Origin of the sequence: Lysobacter sp. CA199, from assembly GCF_052078715.1 — a bacterium.
Taxonomy (GTDB): Bacteria; Pseudomonadota; Gammaproteobacteria; order Xanthomonadales; family Xanthomonadaceae; genus Lysobacter.
In genome coordinates this window covers 391,600-415,579 of record NZ_JBQJIL010000001.1, presented here as the reverse complement: position 1 = coordinate 415,579, position 23,980 = coordinate 391,600, and the positions used below count along the sequence as shown (strand labels likewise).

Genomic DNA, 23,980 nt, shown 5'->3' with positions numbered 1-23,980 from the left:
TTTGTGAGAGGGGCTTCAGCCCCGACGCTTTTCCTTCAGCCCCGAAGCGGTGTCGATGCTGAGCGAAAAGCGTCGGGGCTGAAGCCCCTCCCACAAAAGCCGAAGCTCTCTCAGAGAAGTCGACGCCTTTACAAAAGCCGGTCGCCCGGCGAAAGCGGTCGCGAATTCCGACCGATGCGCGCCGGCCCCCTGCCGGGCGCGCATCGGCCGGATCGCCGGAACCGGCGCCTGCGCCGGTTCCTCACCGACCGCACGATGGGCGGCGATCGCCGTCGCTGAGCGATGCCTGCCGATCGTTCGGGCCGTTGCGTACGCGCTGGCCGCGCGCATTGGCCCGTGCGGTTACTCACGCGGATTGGGAGCCGCGGAGTTTGCTGCGCTTACACCGGTGCGTTCGGCAATTCCGACACGGTCGTGCCGATGATCAGCGGACGCCGGCAAGTGCTGGTGCCGGTAAAAGTCTGAGTGGCCGCGTCGGCCTTCCAGCCGGCGGCCAGGCTGCCGGCTTCGGCTTCGAAGGTGAACGGCCCGATGCGCAGGCCGGTCGCGGCCTTGAACGGATCGACGAAGCGGCGGAACGTCGAGGTGGTGGTGCGAATCGCGAACGAAGGCTTGTACCCCACGCACATGCCGTTCTTGATCAGCCCGAAGAAACCCTTTTCGCCGAACACCGGTTGGCCGCGGGTCTCGATCGAATCGCCGCCGAAAGGGCTGTAGCCGGGCATGAACGGCCCGTCGATCATGCTCCGGGCGAAATCGCCGTCGAACCATTCGCCCGGGCGGATGCCGATCCGATCGACCGCCTGGAAATCCAGCGACAGTTCCAGCTTGTTGTCGAACTCGAATTCGTCGATGCGTTCCCAGCGGCCGTCGATGCGCACCTGCCAGAACAACTGGCGGACGCGACCGCGACGGCCGGCCCAGGTCTGGGCGAAGTCGTACGGCGCTTCGCGGTGGCTGAAGCCCAGGGTCACCCCGGCCGGGCCCTGACCGGCCTCGACCTTGGCCACCCAGTCGGCGGCGTCCTGCTCGATGCGCCAATCGGGCACCTTCGGCAGGCGGATCAGATTGAGATCGGCGAAGCGGGCATGGAGGCGCTCATCGCCGCAACGGCGTTGCGCTTCGCCCAGGCCGGGCAGTTCGCACTGCGCGACCAGCGCGCCGTAATGCGCCTGGGCCTGATTCATCGCCACTTGCGCGGCGATGATGCGGGTCTGATAGCTGCGTCCGCGCTCGCTGCCGAGCCACTCGCTGAAGGTGGGCGGGTGATCGCCGACCTGATTGGCGTAGCACGAAGCGGCCGCGGTAGTGGCCAGGGTGTAGTGATTGGTCGCGGTGACCAGCGCGTCGTCGGCGTCGTGCAGGTGCTGGCGCAGGCTGCGGTACTCGGTCTGCGCCGGGATCACGTTGAGGAACTGTTGATAGGCCTGATGCACGGTGTCGCCGCTGGAGACGTAGGCGCCGATCGCGCTCCATTGCGGCGCGGTCGCGCAGAAATCGTACTGCGCCGCCGGGATAAAACCGGCCTGCGCGCGCGGCCAGTCCCAATGGGTGGCGGGGTAGGTCAGTTGGAAGTCGTCCGGCGACAGGCCGATCGAATCGATCAGCGCGCGGTACAGCAGCCCCCAGGGCTTGTCGTCGAAGTCGGTGTTGGCGGCGATGCCCGCGTCCAGGCGCGCCACTTCCAGCAGGCGCCGGTCCTGGGCGCCGTGGCGGAATTGCGAGAGCGGGCCGACATCGTCCTGGGATTCGGGCGAATCGTCGCCGGCGACATAGGGATATTCGGACTCGGACATGGCCTGGCTCCTGCATCGCCGCGGGGCGGCGTTGCGTGCCGGATGCCATGCGCTCCCAGGCGGCTTGGCGCCCGGACGCGGCACGCGGCGATCCGGGTGAGCGCACAGTGGGCGTGCGGTCCGCCGACCGCCTTACGGCAACCTTACGAAGTTGGATTTCCCGGTAATTCAACGGCTTGATCGGCGCCAGGCGAGGCTTCGGGCAGGTTCGCGGAGCCTGATCGCGGCGATATCGCGATGCCGACAGCACTTTTGCGGTGAGAAAAAAGCAGGACTGAGTGAGGTTCGGTGATGCCTGAGCCCGACGGGCGCGGCGGCCCGTCGACCGTAAGGTTGCGGTAAGGCGCCGCCCGGGCGGAGCGCCCAGGGTGCGCCGGCGGCCCATGTCGCAGCGCGGAACACCGGCATCGCCGGAGCCCGCGCTACACCCAACCGGAGAACACCCTGATGAACGCCACGCTCGCCCAGTGCACGCTGACCGCCGTCCTGACCCTCGCCGCACTGCCCGCGCTGGCGGGCGACCCGTCGGTGTGCAAGACGCCGCTGCCCAAGAACGTGCAGAAGATGGTGCAGTCGTTCGACGACTGCGCCCGCGCCGGCGATCCGGTGACCGCCTGCGAGAAGCTGCAGCTCAACGCGCGGGTCTACGACAACGCGCAGGGCCTGCTGCCCAAGCTCGGCGCGTTGGGGCCGAAGTACTGGCGCGCCGCGCCGCGTCTGCTCGGCTCGCCCCAGGGCCTGGTCTATCTGGTCCAGGAAGCCTCCAAGGGCAAGCCGATCGGCAAGCGTTATTACACGGCCGATCAATTCGCGAGCTTCTGTCAGATCCCGTAAGCGCCTCGCGGGCGGTGCCCGGCGCGCGCAGCTGCTTGCGCGCGTCGGCCCGATCCGAAGGCGTCGCCGCGCGCGCATCGCGCAAGGCGCCGTACTCCTTCTTCCATCAAAGGACTATCGCCATGAACGCCATCCGCAACTTCGCGGCCGTGCTGTGTCTGGGCTTGCTCGCCGCTCCGGCCCTGGCCAAACCGCCGGTCTGCAAGAGTCTGCCGCCCGACATCAAGGAGGCGATGCGCAGCATGTCGTTCTGCATGACCTCGACCCAGCCGGTCGCCGAATGCGGCCGGCTCGGCCTGGACGTGCAGGTGTTCAACAACGGCGAAGGCAAACTGCCTAACGCCGGCCGCGGCCAGGAGTACTGGGAAGGCAAGATCCGCCACGACGGTGCCGCCGGCACCCGCCGGCTGGTCTATCTGATGACGATGGGTGCGCGCAAGAACATCGTCGAGACGCGCTATTACACGCCGGACCATTACGCGACGTTCTGCCAGATCAATTGAGTCGCGGCCCGGTCCGATCGCGGATCCCGCGCCTGGACTATCGGAAAGGCGCAGACGGCGCAACGCCGCCTGCGCACCGCCGTCAACCGCGCTTGTTGCGCTTGCCGGCCGGAGTGATCTGCGGATCGTTGCCGACCTGCGGATCGCAAGAGATCACCGTCGCTTCGATCGAGTTGCTTTCATTGTCGCGGACCAGCACGGTGAAGAAGATCAGCGTCTGCACGCTGTTGAGGTTGAGGAAGCTCACGCTGCGGCCGTCGGCTGCGACCTGCACGTTCTGGATCTGCTTGAACGAGTCGGAGCTGAGCACGTTGATGATCTGAAAACGCTGTGGCACCTGCGGCTCGAAGATGTAGCTCATCTGCACCGGGCCGTTGGTGCTCAAGGTCACCACGTCCGGGGCGAAGCTGTAGAAATAACGGCTCTGCCCGGCGTTGCCGCCGAAACCGACATAGGCCACGGTCAGTTCGATGTCCCTTTTCAGCGGTAGCGGCTTTTGGCCTTTGCCCTTCTTCTCGCTCTTGCCGGCCTTGACCGGCTTGGCGCCGATCGATTTGTCGCTGGACTGCTTGCCGGATTCTTTCTTCTTGGCCATTACTCGGATTCCTGTCGTTCAAGGTCGCTGGGGAGCGGCTTCGTATAAGGCAACGAAGCCGGGATGGCGGTAGCCGGACTGTTGCAGCCAGGCCAGTTGTCGGGCCGCGGCCGGGCGCGAACCCAGGCCGATTTGCGCGCGCGCCCATGAATCCAGCACGCCGCGATCGCGCGATTGCGGCGCCGCGGCGGCCAGCAGTTCGCGCGCGTCGTTCCAGTCGGCGCGCGCGCGCGCGGCGTCGCCGGCGGCGGCGTAACGTTCGCCGCGCCAGGACAGCGCGCGGGCGAGGGTGGAGCGGTTGGGCAGATCGTCCGGAGCCTGCCGCTGCAGCAAACGCAGATCGGCGACCACGGTGTCGGCCTGTTCCTGCGTGGTGGCCGGATCGGTCTGAGCCAGGCGCAGACGCACGGTGGCCTCGAGCAGCCGCCATTCCGGCGGCGGATCGGCCTGGGCCATCAGCGGCGCCAGGGTGCGCTGCGCCTGGCGCAGGCGCTGCAGCGCTTCCTCGCGCGCGCCGCGCATCGCCGCGATCCAGCCGCCGTGCGCGTAGGCATGGCCGAGATGGCGCCGCCATACTCGGTTATCGGGTTGCAGCTCGACCAGATCGGCGAGCAGTCGCGTCGCCTCGGTGATATCGCGTTCTGCCTCGTCGAGCAGGCCGCGATCGAGCGCCAGCACCGAGCTGCGCAGCAGCGAGGTCGCCAACTTGCGCCGCCACTCGTCGGCATCAGGCTCGCTGTCGACCAACTCACGCAGCATCTGGGTCTGCGCTGCGTAACCCTGCGCCGCGGCGGCCAGTTGCCCGTTCAAGTCCTGCGCGGTACTGAGCCACGACAAGCTGTCGACCAACTCGTAGCGCAACGATTTGTCCTGCGGCTTGCGCGCGAGCAGCGCGCGCTTGATCGCGACCGAGCGGGCGAACAATTCGCCGGCCTCGTCGCTGCGCTGGCCGCTGTAGGCCAGCGTGCCCAGATTGTTGAGCGCGTAGGACAACTCCAACTGCCAGCGCGGCTCCTGGGGCGCGCGTTCGACCAGGCCCTCGGACGCTTTGAGATAGGCTTGCCAATGAATTCGCGCGCCGTCGAATTTCTTCTGTTGGTAGTCGTGATAACCCAGCCAGTAAGCGGTGGTGCCCGATTCGGCCAGAGCCTCGAGCGAATCGGGCGCTCCGGCCAGCGCGCGCGCTGAGGCCTCCTGCGCGCGCTCGAACGCCGCGCGCGCTTCGGGAAAGCGCGCCTGATTCATCAGCACCTCGCCGACTGTGCGCAGCGCGCGTGCGTGGCTGACCAGTTCGCGCGGCTGCATGTCGCCCTCGGGCATGTGCTCCAGATAGGTCAGCGCCTGGCTGCCGACGCTGTCGAGCAATTTCAGATTCCCGATCGGGCGCAGTTGCTCGGCGAGATCGCCGAGCATGAACGACACCAGTTGCTGGGCCTGATCGCGCCGGCGCTCGGCTTCGCGCCGCGCCTGCCAGGCTTGCAGGCCCAGGCCGATGGCGACCAGCGCCAGTGCGCACAGCGCGCCGATCGCGCTGGCGCGCAGCCATTGCTTGCGCCGCTGCTGGCGCTCGGAGGCGTGCAGAAACTGCAGATCGTCGGCGTCCAGATCGTCGGGCAGGCGGCGCGCGGCTTCGCGCGCTTCGGCCAGCGGGCGGCCGGGATTGAGCAGATGATCGGCGCGCCGGCCCTCGCTGGCCCAGCGCCGCGCCGCGCGTTGCAGGCGTTCGCGCGCTTGCAGCAGCAGTCGGTTCTCGCTGGACCATTCGCGCGCGCGCGGCCACTGCCGCAACAGCGCTTCGTGGGCGACGCCGAAACCCGGCTCGCCGCCGCTGAGTTCGCCCACGAACAAGCGCGCGCGCACGAAGGCTTCGGCCAGCTCGCGCGCGGCCGCATCGTCCAGGCTCGACCACAGCACGCGCCGCGCGGTGACTGCGTCGCTGTCGGGGCGGATCACGATCAAGGCCGCCAGCACCCGCTCCAGACTGGCTTGAGCCGCCGCCGGCAGTTCCGCGTAGACCTGCTCGGCGCGGTGCGCCAGCGCGCCTTCCAGCCCGCCGAGTTCGCGATACGTGGACAGGCTCAGCACGCCTGCGGTGCTTTGCCGCTCGTACAGCGCTTGCAAGGTGTGTTGCAGCAGCGGCAGCGAATCGGGATGCGCGGCGGCGGCGTCGCGCAGCAGATCGTCCAGGCGGATCGAGCTGTCGGGGTCTTCCTCGAAGCTCAGCCCGGCCAACGCCGCTGGCGCGCGGATGATCTGGCCGATCTCGCCCACGCGCGGCGTCAACAGGTCGATGTGGCCGTCGCCGGCCTTGAGTTCGGCCAGGCCTGGCACGCGTTCGATCAGAGCCGGATAGAAGTCGCTGCGGGTGATGGCGATGATGGCCACGCGCGGCGACGCGCACAGCGTGCTCAGCGCGGCGCCGAAATCGCGGCGGTCGGCCTCGGTGATGCCGGGGGCGGCCACCGCGGCTTCGGAGTGATCGACCACCAGCAACAGATGCGCGCGTTCGGCCAGCGCGACGGTGCGGCGCGCGAAGGCGTCGTCGAGGCGGGCGTGCACCGCGCCCGGCGTCTGCCGCAGTTGCTGCGACAGCCCATCGGTTTCCGTGGGCAGGAACACCGGCCTGCCGTCGAGCGACCATTCGCACAGCGCCTGGGCCAGCCGCGCCAACAAGTCGCCGCCGCGGCACGCGCCCAGATCGAAGTAGGCGCTGGCCAGCGCGTGCAAGCCGTCGAAGCCGCCGTCCTGGCGCAGCAGCGGCATCACCCCCGCGCGCAGCAGCGAGGTTTTGCCGCAACCGCTGGCGCCCGACACCAGGACGAAGCGGCGCTGGTTGTCGACTTGTTCGCGCAGGGTGGCGAGCAGTTCGGCGGTGGCGCGACTGCGGCCGAAGAACACGCCGGAGTGCTGCTGATCGAACGAACGCAGACCCACGTACGGACTGCCCTGGGTCCACGACGCCGCGCGCGGCAGGCCGCTGCGATAGTCGTCCGGAAAACTGACCCGCGCCACCAGCCGGTAGCCGCGCTTGCGGATGGTTTCGATGTAATCCGGTTCGCGACTGCTGTCGCCCAGGCGCCGGCGCAACTGCGCGATGGTCTTGTGGACCGGATTGTCGCCGTAGAAGGTGCCGCGCCAGATTTCAATCAGCAGTTGTTCGGCGCTGATCACCTCGCCGGCGCGTTCGGCCAGCGCGATCAGCACCTCCATCATCCGCGGTTCCAGCGCGATGGATACGCCGTCGCGTACGATCGCCAGGCGGTCGGGTTGAACCAACAGCGCGCCGATGCGGAACTGCGAGACCGCGGCCAGGTTCTTGATCCGATCGATGCGTTGTGGCATCGCAGCGCTCGCTCGCCTTATGCGTGTCAGTCGACGGGGCCGGTGACGCATGAAGCCTCATGCGCGCCCCGCATCTGCCGCGGCCGCTGCCGGCCGGCGTGACAGGCGAGAGGCCGCCTTCGCGTTGCGCCCCATCGCAACGTCAGGCGGGTGTGAAACCTTACGCACGCTAACAAACCTTGTGGCTTTCGTCTGTATCGGCGCGTGCAATTCTGCGGTTGACGTCGGTCTGCGCACGCCGCGATCGCGATGTGGCCGGTCCGGCCGATATTTTGCGTTTGTTGCTCTGGCCCGCGGGGGTGCGTGTCTTCGGGGCGGCGCGGATCGGCATACCGCGCCGCGGCCTCAGCGGCGCGATCGGTGCGCGCGGCGCTCGGATGACTGAACTAAAAAAGCCGGCCCAAAAAAAGCCGGCCGGGGGCCACCCCCCGCGGCCGGCACAGGCATGCGACCAAGGGGGATCAGCCGCAGCAATAGCGAACCGGGAAACGGTCCGGACCGGCACGACCGAGATCTGCGCCGAACTCGGCGCACGCGGTGCGGCAGGCGAACGAACCGTGGGATTGCGACGCCGCCCAAAGCGGGTCGGGCGTGAATGGTTTCATCGAGTGGTGGGTGTCGGGTGGCGGCGACATGCCTGCGACCCTAACAGCGCGCGTGCGCGGCGAACTTGACGCGGCTCACACTGGCGAAGCGCTCGCGCGTGGAGCGCGAGCGCCCGGCTTCACCGAGGCGGCGCGGCCGATATGACGAATGTCAGCGCCGCGCAGGGAGCGCCGTGTTCATGGGCGAGGACGCGTCGTGGTCGCTCGCGGCGCGGCCTCAGCCCGCGCATTCCCGCGCGAGCAGCACCGGCGCCGGCCGCTGCCGCAGCGCCTGCGCCACCGCCACGCCGAGCAGAGTCAATCCGCCGCCGATCCAGTGATAGACCTGCAACGGTTCGCCGAGCAGCAGCACGGCGAATGCGGCGGTGAACACCGGGGTGAGGTTCATCAGCACCGCGGTCTTGTCCGCGCCCAGGCGCAGCAGGCCGTGCATCCAGAACCACGGCGCCAGAGTCGAGGCGAGCAGACCGGCGTACAGCACCAGCGGCAGGTTGTGCGCGTTCAAGGCCACCGACGGCGCCAGCAGGAAACCCGGCAGCAGCAACACCGTGCCACACAGGATCTGCAGATACAGCGACTCGCCGTTGGGAATCGGCAGCGCCCAGTGCTTCACCAGCACGCCGTACAGCGCGTAGGAGAACGCCGCCAGCATCATCATCATCTCGCCGCGCCCCAGACCTTGTTGCAACAGACGCAGCGGATGGCCGCCGCTGAGCAACCAGCTCAGCCCCAGGAAGGAAATCACTGCGCCGATCAGCATGCCCGGCGACGGCCGGGTCTTGAGCACGACCATGCCGATCAGCATCGTCATCGGCGGAATCGCGGCCACTATCAAGCCCATCGACATCGCGCTGACGCTGTGCGCGGCGAAATAGGCCAGCGACTGGTACATCACCATGCCCAGCGCGGCCAACACCACCAGCTTGCGCCAGTACGGGCGCACCTGCGCGCGAAGTTTCCAGACCCGGGGCAGCATGAACGGCGTCAGCGCGAGCAGCGCGACCAGCCAGCGGTAGAACGAGATCGCCGCCGGTTCGATGGCGCCGGCCGAAAGCTTGCTGACGATCGTGTTTCCGGCCCAGATCAGCGTGGCCAGGATCGGCAGTAACAGATGCATTGCGGACTTCCTTCGTACAACCGGTACAACGGGGGGCGGCCTATTCTAGAATGTCGGGTAATCGGCAGATGCCGATAACCAGACAGGTCGTAGCGAGGCCCGGACAAGATGCGCCGCAGCCGCCAATTCCATTACCCCTACCGTTCATTGCCCGGGCCGTTGCTGCTGCGCTACGAGGCGTTGGCGGTGGATACCGAAAGCGCGCTGCACCAGCACCCCTGGGGCCAGCTGGCGTTCGTGGAATCGGGCAGCATGGCGTTCGTGGTCGAGGGGCAGCCGTTCTTCGCCCCGCCCGGTTACGCGGTATGGATTCCGCCGCGCATGGACCACACCTCGCACAACCGCCGCGAGGTGAAGTGCCGGCTCATCAACATCGCCGAACGCTATACGCCGACCCTGCCCAAGGCGCCGGGGATCGTGCGCCTGCATCCGTTGTTCATCGCCGGGGTCGAGGACCTGTTCGATCGCGGCATCGAGATTCCCGACACGCCCGCCGACCGGAGGCTGGCGCGGGTACTGATCGACAAGCTGCTGGCCACGCCGATGCTGCAGCGCTTCGTGCCGCAGAGCGAGGACCGCCTGCTCGGACCGATCCTCGACGCCCTGCAGCACGCGCCGGGCGACAACACCACCCTGGAGGAATGGGCGCGCCGCGTGCACACCACCGAACGCACCCTGAGCCGGCGCTGCCGCGACGAATTGGGCATGTCGTTCAGCCAATGGCGGCAGCGGCTGCGTTTCCAGCAATCGATCCCGCTGCTGGAGCAAGGACGCAGCGTGCAACAGGTCGCCGCGCAAATGGGTTACGCGAGCGCCTCGGCGTTCATCGCGATGTTCCAGCAGTTCAGCGGCACCACACCACAGAAGTTCCGCAAGTGACCCGCAAGCTGCTGTAGGAGCGGCGCAAGCCGCGACCGCGACCCCGCGGTAACGACGCATGTGCGGTTTCGTGGTCGCGGCTCGCGCCGCTCCTACAGCGGCGCCGGCGCGGCCTTCGCAACTGCCGTTTGGCGAGAGAACCGCCGCGCTACTTATTGTCGCTCCGGCGGCCGGCGGCTTCCGCATGGCCCCTGTAGGAGCGGCGCAAGCCGCGACCGCGACCCCGCGGTAACGACGCATGTGCGGTTTCGTGGTCGCGGCTCGCGCCGCTCCTACAGGGATTATTGCGCGGCTTTCGTGGCGACTTTCTGCGCTGCGACGCGCTTGCGCACGTCCTCCAGCATCGCGTCCAGTGCTTTGCGGTCGTAGACCTTGCCGCGCAGCACGAAGGTGTCGATCCGGCGCGTGGCAGCGATATCGCGCAATGGGTCGGCGTCGAGCAGCACGATATCGGCGGCCTTGCCGGCGGCGAGACTGCCGTGCTGCTTGTCCCGGCCCAGGAAGCGCGCGCCGTTGATGGTGGCTGCCTGCAGCGTCTGCAGCAGGGTCAGGCCGCTTTCGACCAAGCGCTGCATCTCGTCGTGCAGGCCCACGCCGGGGTAGTTGAACGAGTTGAGGAAGCCGGCGTCGGTGCCGGCCAGGATATTCATGCCGGATTGCTGCAGCAGCGGCACGATCGCGGCATTCCTCTCATAGCGCGCGTGACGGCGCTCGATCGCCGCGGCATCGTCCTTGGCCGCGCGCTCCACGCGCCAGGCGTAGGTCGCCTGCAGGCCCGGGCCGATGTACTTGAGGTAGTCGTCGCCGCGATGATCGTTGCGATCCAGATAGGTGGTGACGAAACTGCCGTTGAGGGTCGGCGTGATCGCCGTGCCGCGGCGGGCCAGGCGCTTGTAGGCGGCGCGCGCAGTGTTCCGATCGAAGCTCGCCTGGATGCGGTTCCAACCTTCCTTGCCGTCGATCTCGCCGCGCCGGACCATCGCGCCGATCTGCGCCTCCTGCGCGGACCCGGCTTTGTACGCGTACTCGATGTGCTCGATCGAACTCAGCCCGGCGGCGCTTACTTCGTCGATGGTGAGCGAGAACGGCACGTGCGCCGACACGCGCAGACCGCGCGCATGCGCCTGCTTGAGCGCGTCCAAGAACAACTCGGGCGAGAGCGTGTTGTCGGTGATCTTGACGAAGTCGACCTTCCAGCCCTGCAGCCGGTCCAGCGCCTGAGCGATTTCTTCGTGGCTGCCGACTTCGATGTCGCCGGGCCAGATCGACTTGTAGCCTTCCAGTTTCGGCCCGGAGGTGAAGATCGTCGGCCCTTCCAGCGCACCGCGGGCGACCGCGTCTCGCCATTCGAACACGCTCGGACTCAGATCGCCGGCCGCGTCGCGCACCGCGGCGATGCCGTGCGCCACGTACAGCGGCAGCAGGTTCTTGTTTTCCTCGATCAGTTTGTCGCCGCCGCCGAAATGCACGTGCATGTCCCACAGGCCGGGGATGGCGTATTTGCCTTGCGCGTCGATGCTGCGAGTGGCCTGGTAATCGGCGGCGTGGCGATCGTGGGCGATGGCGACGATGCGATGGCCGTGCACCGCGATCAGCCGGTCGGCGAGGGTGCGGCCGGTGTCGACCTCGATCACGTTGGCATGGCGGATCAGCAGATCCACCGCTTCGGTCGCGTGCGCGGCGGGAGACAGGGCCAGCAGCAGCGCGGCGGACAGACGCAAGGTCGAGATCATGCGGGTGCTCCAGGGACGGCGCCCGCGGATGCCGCGGACAGTTGCAAAAAAAAAGGCGTCGGGGGCCTATTCTGCCCGAGACGGCGCGGCGTTCCGCGTCGCGAACGCGGAACGGGCGCTGTTTCGCCAGAGCCGGCATGTCCATAATGCGCGCGTACGCCGCCGCGGCGGTCACGCATGCCATCGCGCCCAAGGGAGGGGCTGCATGAGAAAGGTCAAACGGCTGGCGACACCGCCCGCGTTGCGCAAGCCCGAATTGCTGGATTGGGCGCACGAACTCAACTTGTTCTACAGCTTGCCGGCCGAGGTGCGCCAGCGGCAACGGGCGCCGTTCGAGAGCTATCGCGAGCTGTTCCTGGACGGGAAGGTTCATGCCGCATTGATCAATCAGTTCTTGGCCAAGTGCGCGTACTGCGAAAGCGCTTTCAGCGAACCCCGACAGGCCTCGATAGATCACTTCCGTCCGATCTCGGCGGCGGCGCAGAACAACGAGGAGCCCGGCAGCGCCGATCACTACGGCTGGCTGGCGTTCGAATGGCGCAATCTGATGCTGGCCTGCAAGGAATGCTCGCTGGCCAAGCGCAACCTGTTTCCGGTCGACACGCCGCGTGCGTTGCCGATGACGCCGTGGCGGCAGCTGATCGAAACCGAAGGCGCCTTGCTGATCGATCCCTGCCGCGACGATCCGGGCCGGCACATCGTGTACGCGCACGACGGCCACTGGCGTGCCTGTTCGGACAAGGGCGAGTCCACCATCGAAGTGCTCAGGCTCAATCGAGCCAAATTGATCGAGGACCGATTACAGGCGGTGGATGAAACGCTCAGCCACATCGGCGAGCTGATCGAGTCCCAGGATGCGCGCAGCATCGAACTGCTGACCGTCATGAGCCAGTTCGCCTACGCCGGCGCGATTCAGGCTGCGGCCGACGCCGTCTGCCGGGAGACCGCGCGTCGCAGCCGTGCCAAAGTCGAAGCCGGCTTCGATCATGTCCGCGACATCCCGCGTTTGCGCGGCCAGCAGGGAGTTTGGCGCGAAGTCGTAGCGGAGTATCTTCGCAGCGGATTGGGCCCGGATGCCTTCGATGCTCGGCGCAGCGTAGTGGCGGCCCGTCTGCCGACGGCCTCAGCTTCGCGCCGGGGTTCGTACGTCGAACGCGTGCGTATCCGCAATTTCAAAGGACTCGAGGACGTCGAACTGCAGTTGGCCTCGTCGCGCTCGCTCGACGACCGCGCGCCGTGCGCGATATTGCTGGGCGAGAATGCCGCCGGAAAAAGCACGGTGCTGCAGGCGCTGGCGTTGACCTTGATGGACGAGCGGTTGCGTACTGGCTCGCGTGTGAGCGGTGACGAGCTGCTGCCGCGGCAGATACAGTCCTGGGACATCCGTCCGGAGACGCCGACGGTCGAAGTGGTCACCACCTCGGGCGAGGCATTGATCTTGAGCGTCGACGCGCTGGGCGAATTCGCCGTGACCGGCGACATACCGTTCACGGTGCTGGCTTACGGCGCGCGGCGGTTCTTCCGCGCCCATAAAACCATCGCCAGACATGCGGTCAACCGCAGTCTGTTCGATCCGCTGGCGATGCTCGAAGATCCTGCACCCTGGCTGACGCGGGCGCCGGATCCGGATTTCAACGCCGTCGTCCGCGCGATGCGCGAGGTGTTCGCCCTGCACGGCGACGACGACATTTATCGCGACGGTCACGATCGAGTCTGGGTCAAGGCCCACGGCAGGGTCACGCCGATCGAACGCATGAGCGATGGCTACCGCGCGCTGTTCGCGATGGCCGTGGACATCATGCGGCGGATGGTCGAGGTCTGGGGCAATCTGGAGTACGCGCAAGGCGTGGTGCTGATCGACGAGATCGACGTACATCTGCATCCGCGCTGGAAGATCGAGGTGATGTCGGCGTTGCGCCGGGCGATGCCGCGGGTGCAGTTCATCGTCACCGCACACGATGCGCTGTGCCTGCGCGGCATGCGCGACGGCGAGGTGCAGGTTTTGTACCGCGACGAACACGATCGCATCCGCTTGCGCGAGGATCTGCCCAACATCGAGCTGATGCGCACCGATCAGTTGCTGACTTCGGATCTGTTCGGCCTGCTCAGTACCGCCCGGCCCGAGGTGGACGCGCATCTGCATCGTTATGCCTACCTGCTCGGCAAGCCGGGACTCGATGCCGGCGAGCGGCGCGAACGCCAAGCGCTGGCCGGGCGCGTGTCGGCGCTGCCGCTGGGCGATACGCCGACCGAACAACTGATCGGCGAGGCCACCGAGCGCTATCTGCGCGGGCGCCGGAGCAAACCCGCGCCCGAGCGCGCGAGCATGCGCGAGGATGCCTTGCGCGAAATCGTGGCCTTGCTCGAAGCCGAAGCCGAAGCCGAAGCCGAAGCCGACGCGGAGCGCGGCGCGTGAGGTACGTCGATCGCGCCCGGGTCGCGCAGCCGGCTTCGCTGAGCGACCCCGACGGCGCCGGTGCGCGCGAACGCGCCAGCGCCGAGGCTCACTACCGCGATCCGCGCGCCGGCGTGTACAAGTTCAAGGCTTACAAGGGCGAGGACGTCAAGAAGGCATTGCGGACTTTGTTCTACGGCAAATGCGCGTATTGCGAGTCGTTGCACGAATCGACTTCGCCGGCGGACATCGAACACTATCGGCCCAAGGCGGCGGTGGTCGGCGAGGCCGATCATCGCGGCTATTGGTGGCTGGCCGCCGACTGGAACAATCTGCTGCGCAGCTGCATCAGCTGCAATCGCGTCGAAGGCCACCGGATCGGAGCGATCGGAATGAACGCCGCGCAGATCGCCGCGCAGGCCGCGCGCAACGCCGGCAAGGGCAACTTGTTTCCGATCGCCGCGGCGCGCGCGTTCCAGCCCGGCGACGATTGCGACGGCGAAGACCCGTTGCTGATCGATCCCACTCGCCGCGATCCGGCTGCGCATCTGCGCTGGCACGTGGCCGAGGATTTGTCGCTGTTGGGACCGCGTTTCGACGACGGGGACGCCGATGCCTACGGCGAGCGGACCGTGGAGATCATGGCGCTGAACCGGCAAGCGCTGGTGGAGGCGCGCAGCCGGCATCTGCAGCGCCTGAGCGAGGTGCTGTTGGACTTGGAAGAAGCGCTCGATGAGGCGGCGCAGGCCGATCCGGCGGACATTACCGGGCCGTTGCGGCGTGCGACCAGAAAGCTGGCGAGTCTGCGCGCCGCGGCCGCGCCGGATCAGGAATATTCCGCGATGGCGCAAGCGTTCGTGGCTGATGTACAGCGGCGATTGCTCGCGCGCTATCGCGATTTGATCGGAACGATCGGCGCAGCGATGTAGATCGGAAGAAATGAAAAACCGGCCGAAGCCGGTTTTTCTTCAATCCCGAGCGCCTGGTTCCAGTCTCGGAAAACAAGCTCGTCATTCCCGCTTTCGCGGGAATGACGAGCAAAAAACGCGGCGGCCGCGAACATCGCGGCCGCCATACGTCGCAGCTCAGCCCTGTGCTGGTTTGCCCGGCTTGGCGTCGGCCTTCGGCGCGTTCGTCGGCTTGGCCGGCGAGGTCGGCGCCGGAGCGCCCGCGGCCGAGGCCTGCCATCCGCAGGTCTTGCCTTCGTTCTGCTGCTTGAGCCAGGTCTGCAGCGGCGCGAAGTACTCCAGCACCGCCGAGGCGTCCATCTTCTCGCCGCCGGTCAGTTCCTTCATGGTCTGCTGCCACGGCTGGCTGGCGCCCTTGCTCAGCATCGCCTCGAACTTCGCGCCGGCGGCCTTGTTGCCGTAGAAGCTGCATTCGTACAGCGGGCCCTTGTAGCCGGCCGCGTCGCACAGCGACTTGTAGAACTGGAACTGCAGGATGTGCGAGAGGAAGTAGCGCGTGTACGGCGTGTTGCCCGGCACGTGGTACTTGGCGCCGGCATCGAAGAACTCTTCGCCGCGCGCTTCCACCGGCGCCACGCCCTGGTACTTGGCCTTCAGTTCCCACCAGGCCTTGTTGTAGCTGTCGGGTTTGATCGAACCGTCGAACACGCCCCAGCGCCAGCGGTCGATCATCAGGCCGAACGGCAGGAACGAGACTTTGGCCAGGGCCATGCGCATCTGCGCGTTGATCAGCGCCTCGTTGCTCTGCTGCTGATTGCCGACCATGCCGATCGAGGCCAGGTACTTGGGCGTCATCGCCAGCACGATGGTGTCGCCGATGGCTTCGTGGAAGCCGTCGTGCGCGCCGGTCTGGAACAGCGGCGGCTGCTTGTTGTAGGCCAGGTAGTAATAGACGTGGCCGAGTTCGTGATAGATCGTGGTGAAGTCTTCTTCATTCGGCTTGATGCACATCTTGGTGCGCACGTCGCCGCTCATGTTCATGTCCCAGGCGCTGGCGTGGCAGACCACGTCGCGATCGCGCGGCTTGATGAACTGGGTCTTGTTCCAATAGCTGTCGGGCAGCTTGGGCATGCCGAGCGAGACGTAGAAGTCCTGCGCGCGTTCGGTCATGCGCTTGGCGTTGACCAGGTTGGCCTCGACTTCGGTCTGCGCCTGTTCCAGCGGATTGCGGTCTTCGCCGGCCTTGGCGTTCTGCGCGTCGAGAACCTGCTGGTACTGACGGCTCAACGCGCCGTTGATGTCGAGGCTGCCGGCCTGCTGTTCGTTGTACGGCGCCAGCACGTCCCACACATTGCCCCAGTCCTGCTGCCACATGTTGCCGAGCAGATGCGCCGGCAGCATGCCGCCGCTGGTCTGGCCCTTGTCGGTGCCGTACTTGGATTCCAGGCGCGAACGGGTATAGCAATGCAGTTGTTCGTACAGCGGCTTGACCTGGCCCCACAGGCGGTCGGTTTCCGCCGCCAGTTCCACCGGGCTCATGTCGTAGCCCGAGCGCCACAGCTCGCCGGTGTCGGCGTAGCCGAGGTTCTTCGCGCCTTCGTTGACCAGTTCGACGAAGCGCGTGTAGTCCTTGCGCATCGGCTTGGAGATGGTGTGCCAGCCCTTCCAGGCATCGAATTGGGCGTCGTAGTCGCGGCTGTTGCGCAACACGTCTTCCAGATCGCCGAGCTGACGGCAATCGGTGTCGCCGGGGCCGCTGCAGAAGCTGCCCGAGCCGTACATGCCTTCCATGCGCGTGGCGATCTGGGTCAGTTCTGCCAGGCGCGCCGGGTCTTTCGGCGCGGGCATCGCGGTGCCGATCTTCAGCAACTGGATCGAACGTGCGGTGGCCGGCGACATCTGCTGGCCTTCGAACTTCTTCGATTGTTCGATCCAGCTGTTGAGCTGGCTCAGGTAACGCTCATTGGCCTTGGCCGACAGCAGCTGGCTGTCGTCGTTAATGTAGGTCGACGACAGCCACTGCGCGGCGGTCATCTCCGGATACATCTTTTTGTACTCGTCGTTGACGCGAGCGATGAACTGATCCGCGGTTTCGCCCGCGGGCGCGGCGGCCGGGGCGCTGGTGCTCGGGGAGGGGACGGGTTCCTTCTTGCAGCCGGCCAGGCCGATCACGGCCGCAGCGACGCCGAGCGCCAATAAGGCGCGGACATGTTTCATGTGTGCTCTCTCCGGAATAGTGCCGCGCTTTGCGCGCGAGCCAGAAGGCTAGAGGCCGCCCGAGTCGGGCGCAAGCCGTGCCGCGGCGGGAGCGTCGGACCCGGCCGGGCGGGGTGTGCGTGGATGAGGTTTTGCGCAGATCAGGCACACCGACTGTGCTGAAAACGGTTACTCGGCAGGCATCGTCTGGCGTTGTTTCGCCAATTCAGGCGATTGATACCGGCAGAAACGTTGCAGGTGTCGCGAAATAAAGTAAATATTTTGTTAATTGTAATCGGTTAGATTGTTAAATTTTCGATATTCACGTTACGCATGCGCAACGCAGGCCGGAAAGATGACTGTTTTGTTCAGGATTCGAAACAGCACCGGGCGGTGTGGTTCTGACTGCTGTCACGAAAATGGAATTGATTTGTGACGCCAAAACGGAAAAAGTGACGTCCAAGGGCAGCCGTTCATCGGTTGTCCGGCCAGGGCGGGGCAGGCCCTTGGTTTCAGTCTTGGCTGCAATGGATAGGGCATGAAATCTACGATGCGGACCGCGGGCGGCAAGTTGCACACGGCCACAATGGCGGGGCTGCCGCTGCGTGGACGCGAAGGCGGCGCCTGTTTGTTCACTGCCGATCTGAGCTGGGCGCGCGAGCGCGCGCCGGCCCGCGTCCAACGCCGCCTGCGCGGCGCCCATCTCGCCCGCGTCGCTCTGTTCGCCTTGTTGGCGATGGCGGTGGTCGGCGTGGTGATCATCAATGGTCCGGCCGATGCCGGCCCGAACCGTACGGCCGCGTCGGCGTTGCCCGATCCGATCAGCGAGGCCGAAGTCGAAGTCGATCACGCCATCCCGGTGCCCGTCGCGGCGTCGCGGGCGGCGTATGCCGTACAAGAACGCGGGCAGGCCGCGCGCTGAGGCGCGCGCCGCCAGAGGAACTCGGTGGGGGTAAGCGCCTGGATGGCGCATCAGGGGAAGGGAAGCAACAGCAGTGCCAGTCGGGACCGGTTATGGGGATAGCCGCGACCGCGAAGTTTGAATGGCGTCGGCGCCAGGGATGGCGTCGGTGACCGCTGCTCTTCTCTCGCCCATGCGCGAACTCCCCTCTCCACGAACGATGTCCGTCATCCAAAGGATCGATACGAGGAACTACCGCGTCGTCGGCTTGAGATCGTCACCGAAGATGAAGGTCTTGGAGGGATCCCAATCGATCCGGGTTTCGAAAAAACGGATCAGGCGTTCGCCGAGTTTGATCGGATCGCCCCACATCCCCGCCAACTCGTGGCGCAATAGCGTGTCGGCATCGGTGTCGGGCGTCAGATCGGCTTTCAGCACGGCGGCATCGACCGAGTCGTAGCTCTCGCTCAGCTCGATCAGATCGACCGAGCATTTGTATTTCTGATCCATGATCGGGAACGCGCTCAGCATCAGTCTGGGCGTCGGCCGCGCGCTCGGAGCGACACGTTCGGCCGGAACGATCGCGTCGATCAGCGATCGGATTCGCTGGTCGGCGACGTAGATGCAGAACAACGCATCGGCTGCGTTCAAATCCACGCCGTTCCAGCGAGCATCCTCGCCGGCGATATCGAAGAACTGGATCAGATGGTTCTCGCGGACCTGCGCGAGCGTGAACAAATCCTCGCGCAGCTTGATGCTGAACACATCGCCGGTCTTCAGGCGGAATCTTTTGCCGGACATTCTGGTTGCCTTCGGTGTGGGCACCGCGGCGGCCTACGCCGCTTCCGCATCCGCGCAGGGCGGCGGCAGGCAGGTTACCCGGTTCGCCGCTTAGGTCCTGGAGATCGACCCAGGTCGTTGGGTCAGTTGCGAGGGGCCTACAGAACCAAAGTACGCCCGGGCAGCGTTACCAATCCACGCGCGGCCAACCACTGCCACGAAGTCTCCGCATCCTGCTCGACATACGCGCGCGCCGAGCCCAGCCGGAAGCTGTAGCCCCATTGATCCATGTCGGCGAGGATGCGTTCGCGTCCGGCGCCGGGAATCGCATCGCCGAGCAGCGACTGCAGCACGCAGACCGCGTCTTCCTCTTCGATCGAATCGGTCGCGTCGGTGTGCACCAGCGCGCGCCGCTGCGGCGGCAGCACGATCAGGTGACAGGCTTCGTGCAGGAGCGAGTGCACGGGCGTGTCGCCGCGCGCGTAGACGGTGCTGCCGATCAGCCCGGCTTCGCATTCGCCCCAATAGCTGCCCGGGATCGGTTCGCCGTCGGCCACGCGCTCCAGGCGCAGGTCGTAGCGCGCGAGCAGGGCGGCGACGTCTTCGAAGGCGATGTCGGACAGGGTGAGCATGGGGCGGGGTTCGGGAAGGTGGCCCGTGTGGGGGCCTTCGGGTCGCGGGGCGCGAATGGATATGAGTTGAATGCCGCGGGGTGTTGCTGCGGCGCGGGGGCGCTGGTCAGCGCTTGGTGTTTGCTGGCTTTGGGGTGTGACGCTGACGTACGTAACTTCGGTGGGTCGCGGCTCGCGCCGCGCCTGCAGGGGCGCGACGAAGACGACGGCGGCCGGGAGGCCGGCCGCTCGCTCGTCATGCCTGCGCCGGGCTCGGGTTTTCCGGCAATGCGACGGAAATGTCGAGCACCTTGTTGTCGCCTTCGCCGATCAGATCGACCTTGACCGATTCTGCGTCGACGTTGACGTACTTGCGGATCACCTCGAGCAACTCGCGCTGCAGCATCGGCAGATAGTCGGGACCACCGCCGCGACCGGCGCGCTCGTGCGCGACGATGATGCGTAGCCGCTCCTTGGCGACGTTGGCGGTGGGTTTCTTGGCCAGCAGGAAGTCGAACAGACCCATAAGCTCAGCCTCCGAACAGCTTGGTGAAGAAGCCCTTCTTTTCCACTTGGGTGAAGCGCATCGGACGGGTGTCGCCGAGCAGGCGGGCGACGGCATCGTCGTAGGCCTGCGCAGCGTCGGATTCGGCTTCCAGGATCACCGGCTCGCCCTTGTTGGAGGCGTTGAGCACGTCGCCGGATTCGGGGATCACGCCGATGGTCTTCAGACCGAGGATTTCCTCGACATCGCCGATGCTCAGCATCTCCTGATCCTCGACCCGCTTGGGGCTGTAGCGGGTCAGCAGCAGGTGTTCCTTGACGCGCTCGCCGTTCTCGGCGCGGCGGGTCTTGGACGACAGCAGGCCCAGGATGCGGTCGGAGTCGCGCACCGAGGAGACTTCCGGATTGACCACCACCACCGCCTGATCGGCGAAGTACATGGCCAGGAACGCGCCTTTTTCGATGCCGGCCGGCGAATCGCAGACGATGTAGTCGAAACCTTCCGCGGCCAGATCCTCGAGCACCTTCTGCACGCCTTCCTTGGTCAGCGCGTCTTTGTCGCGCGTCTGCGAGGCGGCCAGGATGAACAGATTCTCGAAACGCTTGTCCTTGATCAGCGCCTGCTTGAGGTTGGCCTCGCCGTTGACGACGTTGACGAAGTCGTACACCACGCGACGTTCGCAGCCCATGATCAGGTCGAGGTTGCGCAGGCCGACGTCGAAGTCGATTACCGCGACTTTGTGGCCGCGACGGGCGAGACCGCAGGACAGGCTGGCGCTGGTGGTCGTTTTACCGACACCGCCCTTGCCCGAAGTGACAACAATGATCTCGGTCAAAATAGGTTCCTCCGTTCGTGCGACGTCAATCCAGCGCCGCAATCTTGATTTGTTCGTCTTCCAGCCAGATCTGTACGGCCTTGCCGCGCAGTTCCTTCGGGATGTCTTCGAGCACTTTGTAATGTCCTGCAATCGCCACGAGTTCGGCATGGAACTCGCGGCAGAAGATGCGCGCCTTGGTATTGCCCTGGGCGCCGGCCAGCGCGCGTCCGCGCAGCGGGCCGTAGATGTGGATCGAGCCGTCGGCGATGACCTCGGCGCCCGCGCCGACCGTGGTCAGCACGGTCAGGTCGCGGTTGTCGGCGTAGATCTGCTGGCCCGAGCGCACTGGAGCGGACTGGATCAGTCCAACCGAAGAGGACGGAGCCGCAGCCGCAGGCGTCGTAGCCGAGCGCGACGTCTTGGCCGGTTCGGCCGCCACCGTCGCGGGAGCCGCCTCGCGCTTGGTCGCCGCAGCCGGCGCCGCGGCCACCGGTTCGACGCCGCCTTCGCCGCGCTCGTAGGAAGCACGGAACTTGGCCAGCAGCGGCAGCCCCAGCGCTTGCGACAGGCGTTCGGTCTCGCTGGTGCCGTAGGCCAGCGCCACCGGCAGCACGCCGGCGTCGCGCAGGCCGTCGAGCAGCGCCTGCGCGGTGGCCGCGTCGGGCGTCTGGCTCAGGCCGCCGAAGTCGATCACCACCGCGGCGCGGCCGAACATGTTCGGCGCGCGCTGCACGCGGCTGCGCATTTCTTCGGTCAGACGCTGAACGTCTAGGGTGCGGATGCGCAGGTTGGCGATGCCGACCTGGCCGATTTTGAGTTCGCCGGCCTGTTCGTAATCCACGGCCACGCTCACGGGCACGTCCCGGTCGGACGCGGCGCGTCGGCCTGGACGCGCGCCACCGGCACCCGCGGGCGGGTCAGCCAAGTGGCTTCGGGCAGGGCCTCGCCGTAGGTGTCGCACACCCACGGGTAGCTGCACAGCGGCTTCATCAGCATCGCCGCGCGCACGCTGGCTTCTTCCATCACGTGCTGGCCGACCTCGCGGAAGCCGAAGCTGCCGTGGAACAGCAGGGCCGGATCGTTGCCGCCTTCCAGGAACACCTCGCAGGCCAGCTGCGGATAGCGCAGCTCGGCATAGCTTTGGGCGTCGGCGTAGAAGGCGCGGCCGACGCCGCCGCCGCGACGGCGGCTGGCGACGACGATGCGGTCGATATAGAAAAAGTCCGGGTAGCGCTCAAGAAACCATCGGAAATTGCTGCTGTCGTGCTCGCTGCGGGCGCCCATGCCGATCAGAAAACCGGCCAGGGTGCCGTCGCGTTCGGCGACGCGGAAATACTCGGCGGTGTCGAAAAAATGACGCAGACGGGCCGCATCCAGCGGCAGGATCGCGGGTCCGGCGGCGTTGTTGAGGGCAAGGACGGAATCCAGCTCGTGCTCACGCACGTCGCGGACGACGATCGACATTCCAGGCTCCAGGTATTCAAAAACCGACACGCGTTCCGTGCCGGCGTCCCGATTATCGCACGGGCATCCGTCCGCGGCGAACGCCAAGTGCATGACTTCTGGACGGCTCCGTCCGGGCATCCGTACCGTTAGCATGCATTCATGCTGGCACGCCTGACTCCCACCCAATTGATGCGGTTCGCCGGACTGTTCACCTGGGGCATGGCTGGGTGCTGGCTGGTGATCATGTGGCTGGAGCCGGAGGCGGCCTCCTCGCTGCCCGGCGGCGGCGAACACACCTTCTTTCTGCTGATCCTGCGCTGGGTGGCCATCCACCTGGCCTTCGGCGCGGTCTATTGGTGGGCCAGCCGCGGCCTGGGCCAGCGCCGGCCGGGGCCGGCCGACCATGCCCTGCTGCTGGTGCTGACCGCCTGCGCGATCGGGGTCGGCTATTTCTCCAACAGCGGCATCGGCAGCATTCTGCTGATGGTGGTGGCCGGGCTGCTGCCCTGGCTGCTGCCGCTGCGGGTCGGGGTGGCCTGGCTGATCCTGAGCAATCTGTCGATCATCCCGGTGTTCGTGATCGCCATCGGCCAGCCGCTGCTGGTCGCCATCGTCCAGTCGGTGGCCTACGCCGGCTTCTCCAGTCTGGTCTTCGTCAGCTCGCTGGTGGCCATGCAGCAGGCCCAGGCGCGCGAGGACCAGCGCCGGCTCAACGCCGAACTGCGCGCGACCCGGGCGTTGCTGGCCGAAAGCGCCCGGATCAACGAGCGCACCCGCATTTCGCGCGAGCTGCACGATCTGCTGGGCCATCACCTGACCGCGCTGAGCCTGAACCTGGAAGTCGCCGGCCATCTGTCCGAGGGCCGGGTCAAGGAGCACGTGCAGCAGGCGCATACTCTGGCCAGGTTGCTGCTCACCGACGTGCGCGAGGCGGTCAGCCAATTGCGCGAGAACGGTGCCATCGACCTGTCGTTGGCGCTGCGCCCGCTGGCCGAAAACGTACCGGCGCTGGATATCCGCATGGACATCGAAACACCGCTGACCCTGGACGATCCCGAGCGCGCCCACGTGCTGCTGCGCTGTACCCAGGAAATCGTCACCAACGCCGTGCGCCATGCTGGCGCGCAGCACTTGTGGATCGACGTACGCCGCAGCGGCGAACAAATCCTCATGAGCGCGCGCGACGACGGCCGCGGTGCCGATCACCTGATCGCCGGCAACGGCTTGCGCGGTATGCGCGAGCGGTTGCAGCAGTACGGCGGCCAATTGCGTATCGAAACCCGGGCCGGCGCCGGCTTCAGCCTGCATCTGACTCTGCCCGCCACCGCGACCGTTATGGTCCGCGAAGGAGCTCTGACATGACGTCCACCCCTATCCGCGTGTTGCTTGTCGATGACCAGACCCTGGTCCGGCAGGGCGTGCGCTCGCTGCTCGCCCTGGCCGAAGGCATCGAGGTCATCGGCGAAGCCAGCGACGGCCGGCAGGCGGTTGAAATCATCCCGACCCTGCGTCCGGACGTGGTCCTGATGGACATGCGCATGCCGGTGATGTCCGGCCTGGAGGCCCTGCAGGCGCTGGCCCGCTCGGGCTACCTGCCGCCGACCATCATCCTGACCACCTTCGACGACGACCAACTGGTGCTGGCCGGGCTCAAGGCCGGCGCCAAGGGCTATCTGCTCAAGGACGTGTCGCTGGAGCAACTGGTCGGCGCGATCCAGGCCGTGGCCAACGGCGGTTCGCTGGTCCAGCCGGCGATGACCCAGCGCCTGCTCTCGGGCCTGGAGCACATGCGCAACGACTTCGTCAGCCTGGACCGCCCGGACCCGCTGACCGAGCGCGAGACCGAGATCCTGCGGCTGATGGCCGGCGGTTTTTCCAACAAGGAAATCGCCAATTCGCTGGGCGTGGCGGAAGGCACGATCAAGAATCACGTGTCGAACATTCTGTCCAAGCTCGGCGTGCGCGACCGGACCCGGGCGGTGCTCAAGGCCTTCGAACTGCAGTTGGTCTGAGCGTC

At 66.6% G+C, this 23,980-nt stretch carries 20 protein-coding genes; 8 read left to right on the top strand and 12 right to left on the bottom strand.

Going from position 1 to position 23,980, the window contains the following annotated elements; genetic code table 11:
* Positions 1–380: 380 nt before the first annotated feature.
* Positions 381–1,796, bottom strand: a complete 1,416-nt coding sequence (locus ACTOWJ_RS01985; RefSeq protein ID WP_441332893.1) for a hypothetical protein — start codon at positions 1,794–1,796, stop codon at positions 381–383.
* A 447-nt stretch (positions 1,797–2,243) separates the two neighbouring features.
* On the opposite strand from ACTOWJ_RS01985, the gene ACTOWJ_RS01980 reads away from it, so the two are divergent.
* Together ACTOWJ_RS01980 and ACTOWJ_RS01975 are read left to right on the top strand one after the other, a co-directional pair.
* Positions 2,244–2,630, top strand: coding sequence for a hypothetical protein (locus ACTOWJ_RS01980; RefSeq protein ID WP_441332892.1), 387 nt, complete (start codon positions 2,244–2,246; stop codon positions 2,628–2,630).
* A 122-nt stretch (positions 2,631–2,752) separates the two neighbouring features.
* Positions 2,753–3,133 (top strand): ribonuclease domain-containing protein, encoded by a 381-nt coding sequence (locus ACTOWJ_RS01975; RefSeq protein ID WP_441332891.1) that lies wholly within the window; start codon positions 2,753–2,755, stop codon positions 3,131–3,133.
* Between the two features lie 82 nt (positions 3,134–3,215).
* Here ACTOWJ_RS01975 and ACTOWJ_RS01970 read toward each other — a convergent pair whose 3' ends face one another.
* From ACTOWJ_RS01970 to ACTOWJ_RS01960, 3 genes are all read right to left on the bottom strand, one after another.
* Positions 3,216–3,728: a hypothetical protein gene (locus tag ACTOWJ_RS01970; protein WP_441332890.1), complete on the bottom strand. Its 513-nt coding sequence runs from the start codon at positions 3,726–3,728 to the stop codon at positions 3,216–3,218.
* 18 nt (positions 3,729–3,746) lie between these two features.
* On the bottom strand, positions 3,747–7,070 hold the full coding sequence (locus tag ACTOWJ_RS01965) for an nSTAND1 domain-containing NTPase (protein WP_441332889.1): 3,324 nt from the start codon (positions 7,068–7,070) through the stop codon (positions 3,747–3,749).
* 822 nt (positions 7,071–7,892) lie between these two features.
* The gene (locus tag ACTOWJ_RS01960) at positions 7,893–8,792 is read right to left on the bottom strand and encodes a DMT family transporter (RefSeq protein ID WP_441332888.1); all 900 of its coding nucleotides are present in this window, start codon (positions 8,790–8,792) and stop codon (positions 7,893–7,895) included.
* A 108-nt stretch (positions 8,793–8,900) separates the two neighbouring features.
* On the opposite strand from ACTOWJ_RS01960, the gene ACTOWJ_RS01955 reads away from it, so the two are divergent.
* Positions 8,901–9,671, top strand: coding sequence for a helix-turn-helix domain-containing protein (locus ACTOWJ_RS01955; protein WP_441332887.1), 771 nt, complete (start codon positions 8,901–8,903; stop codon positions 9,669–9,671).
* A gap of 281 nt (positions 9,672–9,952) precedes the next feature.
* Here the strand turns inward: ACTOWJ_RS01955 and ACTOWJ_RS01950 are convergent, their stop codons facing one another.
* A complete protein-coding gene (locus ACTOWJ_RS01950) occupies positions 9,953–11,404 on the bottom strand; it encodes an amidohydrolase family protein (RefSeq protein WP_441332886.1) in 1,452 nt (483 codons plus the stop codon).
* 205 nt (positions 11,405–11,609) lie between these two features.
* On the opposite strand from ACTOWJ_RS01950, the gene ACTOWJ_RS01945 reads away from it, so the two are divergent.
* A complete protein-coding gene (locus ACTOWJ_RS01945) occupies positions 11,610–13,820 on the top strand; it encodes an AAA family ATPase (RefSeq protein ID WP_441332885.1) in 2,211 nt (736 codons plus the stop codon).
* A complete protein-coding gene (locus ACTOWJ_RS01940; protein WP_441332884.1) occupies positions 13,817–14,728 on the top strand; it encodes a hypothetical protein in 912 nt (303 codons plus the stop codon). The genes ACTOWJ_RS01945 and ACTOWJ_RS01940 overlap by 4 nt, the downstream gene beginning before the upstream one ends.
* 156 nt (positions 14,729–14,884) lie before the next feature.
* Here the strand turns inward: ACTOWJ_RS01940 and ACTOWJ_RS01935 are convergent, their stop codons facing one another.
* Positions 14,885–16,924 carry a M2 family metallopeptidase gene (locus ACTOWJ_RS01935; RefSeq protein WP_441332883.1) on the bottom strand — a complete coding sequence of 680 codons (2,040 nt, stop codon included), beginning with the start codon at positions 16,922–16,924 and terminating at the stop codon, positions 14,885–14,887.
* A gap of 517 nt (positions 16,925–17,441) precedes the next feature.
* On the opposite strand from ACTOWJ_RS01935, the gene ACTOWJ_RS01930 reads away from it, so the two are divergent.
* On the top strand, positions 17,442–17,825 hold the full coding sequence (locus tag ACTOWJ_RS01930; protein ID WP_441332882.1) for a hypothetical protein: 384 nt from the start codon (positions 17,442–17,444) through the stop codon (positions 17,823–17,825).
* 231 nt (positions 17,826–18,056) lie between these two features.
* On the opposite strand, the gene ACTOWJ_RS01925 is transcribed toward ACTOWJ_RS01930, so the two are convergent.
* The 6 genes from ACTOWJ_RS01925 to ACTOWJ_RS01900 all read right to left on the bottom strand — a co-directional run bounded on the left by ACTOWJ_RS01925 (position 18,057) and on the right by ACTOWJ_RS01900 (position 21,981).
* Positions 18,057–18,605, bottom strand: a complete 549-nt coding sequence (locus ACTOWJ_RS01925; protein WP_441332881.1) for a hypothetical protein — start codon at positions 18,603–18,605, stop codon at positions 18,057–18,059.
* Between the two features lie 137 nt (positions 18,606–18,742).
* Complete coding sequence (locus ACTOWJ_RS01920) at positions 18,743–19,216, bottom strand: hypothetical protein (protein ID WP_441332880.1); 474 nt, start codon at positions 19,214–19,216, stop codon at positions 18,743–18,745.
* 235 nt (positions 19,217–19,451) lie between these two features.
* Positions 19,452–19,721 carry a cell division topological specificity factor MinE gene (gene minE, locus ACTOWJ_RS01915; protein ID WP_441332879.1) on the bottom strand — a complete coding sequence of 90 codons (270 nt, stop codon included), beginning with the start codon at positions 19,719–19,721 and terminating at the stop codon, positions 19,452–19,454.
* A gap of 4 nt (positions 19,722–19,725) precedes the next feature.
* Complete coding sequence (gene minD, locus ACTOWJ_RS01910; protein WP_441332878.1) at positions 19,726–20,535, bottom strand: septum site-determining protein MinD; 810 nt, start codon at positions 20,533–20,535, stop codon at positions 19,726–19,728.
* Positions 20,536–20,560: 25 nt separating this feature from the next.
* On the bottom strand, positions 20,561–21,370 hold the full coding sequence (gene minC / locus ACTOWJ_RS01905) for a septum site-determining protein MinC (RefSeq protein WP_441332877.1): 810 nt from the start codon (positions 21,368–21,370) through the stop codon (positions 20,561–20,563).
* The gene (locus ACTOWJ_RS01900; protein WP_441332876.1) at positions 21,367–21,981 is read right to left on the bottom strand and encodes a GNAT family N-acetyltransferase; all 615 of its coding nucleotides are present in this window, start codon (positions 21,979–21,981) and stop codon (positions 21,367–21,369) included. The genes minC and ACTOWJ_RS01900 overlap by 4 nt, the downstream gene beginning before the upstream one ends.
* A gap of 141 nt (positions 21,982–22,122) precedes the next feature.
* On the opposite strand from ACTOWJ_RS01900, the gene ACTOWJ_RS01895 reads away from it, so the two are divergent.
* Together ACTOWJ_RS01895 and ACTOWJ_RS01890 are read left to right on the top strand one after the other, a co-directional pair.
* Entirely contained in the window at positions 22,123–23,325 is a 1,203-nt protein-coding gene (locus ACTOWJ_RS01895) for a sensor histidine kinase (RefSeq protein ID WP_441332875.1), read from the top strand.
* Positions 23,322–23,975 carry a response regulator gene (locus ACTOWJ_RS01890; protein WP_441332874.1) on the top strand — a complete coding sequence of 218 codons (654 nt, stop codon included), beginning with the start codon at positions 23,322–23,324 and terminating at the stop codon, positions 23,973–23,975. Before ACTOWJ_RS01895 ends, ACTOWJ_RS01890 begins: the two co-directional genes overlap by 4 nt.
* Positions 23,976–23,980: the final 5 nt, after the last annotated feature.